The sequence below is a fragment of the Aquidulcibacter sp. genome (assembly GCF_049239865.1).
Taxonomy (GTDB): domain Bacteria; phylum Pseudomonadota; class Alphaproteobacteria; order Caulobacterales; family Aquidulcibacteraceae; genus Aquidulcibacter.
Window position 1 is genome coordinate 1 of record NZ_JBMLTR010000186.1, and the last position, 1,471, is coordinate 1,471.

Annotated in this window: 3 protein-coding genes; all 3 read left to right on the plus strand. The window is 55.7% G+C overall.

The features are described 5' to 3' along the window. On the plus strand, positions 1-632 hold a 632-nt coding region (locus ACOVRA_RS13265; protein ID WP_421720719.1), incomplete at its 5' end, for a nuclear transport factor 2 family protein. A gap of 12 nt (positions 633-644) precedes the next feature. Beyond that, positions 645-1,037 carry a hypothetical protein gene (locus ACOVRA_RS13270; RefSeq protein WP_421720720.1) on the plus strand — a complete coding sequence of 131 codons (393 nt, stop codon included), beginning with the start codon at positions 645-647 and terminating at the stop codon, positions 1,035-1,037. Further along, a partial coding sequence (gene nuoE / locus ACOVRA_RS13275) for an NADH-quinone oxidoreductase subunit NuoE (protein WP_421720721.1) occupies positions 1,038-1,471 on the plus strand: 434 nt, incomplete at its 3' end.

The window sequence follows — 1,471 nt, forward strand, 5'->3', positions numbered from 1 at the left end:
ACCTTGAAGGCGTGTTGGCGACTTTGGCGGATGATTACACCGTCTCGCCATTCGGTGGCGCGCCTTGGCTGACCAGCAAGGACGGTGCACGGAAAATGTATGCGCGCCATTTGGTCGATTATCCGATGAGCCGCACCGACGTGTTGGGCCGGATGGACTTGGCCAATGTCACCATCAAGCGCGAACATTCCGAACCGGGCGAAGGGTCTAAAGCCCCCAGCGCCGATGTGATGATGATTTATACCGTGCGCGATGGCTTGATTGCGCGCTGTGAGTCGATTTCACAGCAAGGCGATGAAGCGGCCGCGCTCGCGGTCGTCGCCAAGCAGCTTGAAGCCTATAATGTGCAGGATTTGGATGCCCATGTGGCCTGCTTTGCCGATGATGTGGTGATTGCAGACCTTAATGGTGCTGAAAATCTGCACGGCATCAGTGATTATCGCGCCCGCTATCAAGGCGTGTTTGCGCAATATCCGCAAAACCATGCAGAGCTTGTGGGCCGCCTTGCCTGCGGCAATGTCGTGGTCGATCATGAGCGCGTGCGCCGGAGCCCTGAGGGCGAGCCCTTTGAGGTGCTGGCGATTTATACCATCAAGAATGGCAAAATCGCACGCGTGGACTTTGTGAAATAGGGCCGCGGGCAGATGCTGGAATATGGCCTTAGCGCATTGGCGTTCCTGATCCTTGCAGTCCTGATGCCACGGGTGATCGAGTTAACTAGCCAAGGTGAACGCTTAGCAGCAGTCATGCCAGGTGGCATTGAACGCGTGCGTCAGGCCGAATTAGCGACTGCCGTTTTGGGAATTATCCCCGTTGTATTGCTCCTATTGATCGACTTGCTTGGTGGACCTGTGACGATCGATCAATATCCGCTGGCCATTCTAGTCGGTATGTTCCTTCAATTCGTCGGGCATTATGGTGGGCCATTTCGCCACCTCTTGGAAGACTTACACGAGGCCCGTGATCGCCTCGACTATAACCGTGTTCATGGCTTGCCTTTGGATGAGCCAAATCGTCAAACTGGGAAAGTAAATTAGATGGCCACACGTCGCCTCGCGCCCCCCGAAGTTCAGCCCAAGTCGTTTGATTGGTCGGCCGATAGTGCCGTCAAAGTCGCGTTTTGGATGGGCAAATATCCAGAAGCCCGCAAGCAATCGGCCGTCATCCCGCTATTGTGGTTGGCGCAAAAGCAAGAAGGTTGGGTGAGTGAGCCTGCGCTTCGCAAGATCGCGCTCGACCTCGCCATGGCCTATATCCGCGTCTATGAAGTCGCGACCTTCTATACGATGTTCCACTTGGCACCGGTCGGCAAACACCATTTGCAAGTGTGCGGCACCACGCCGTGCATGCTGCGCGGGTCTGGCGACTTGATCGAAGTGTGTCAGAAGCGCATCGGTAATCACCACCATGTCACGCCAGATGGCTTATTCTCGTGGGAAGAAATGGAATGCATGGGCGCGTGCGCCAATGC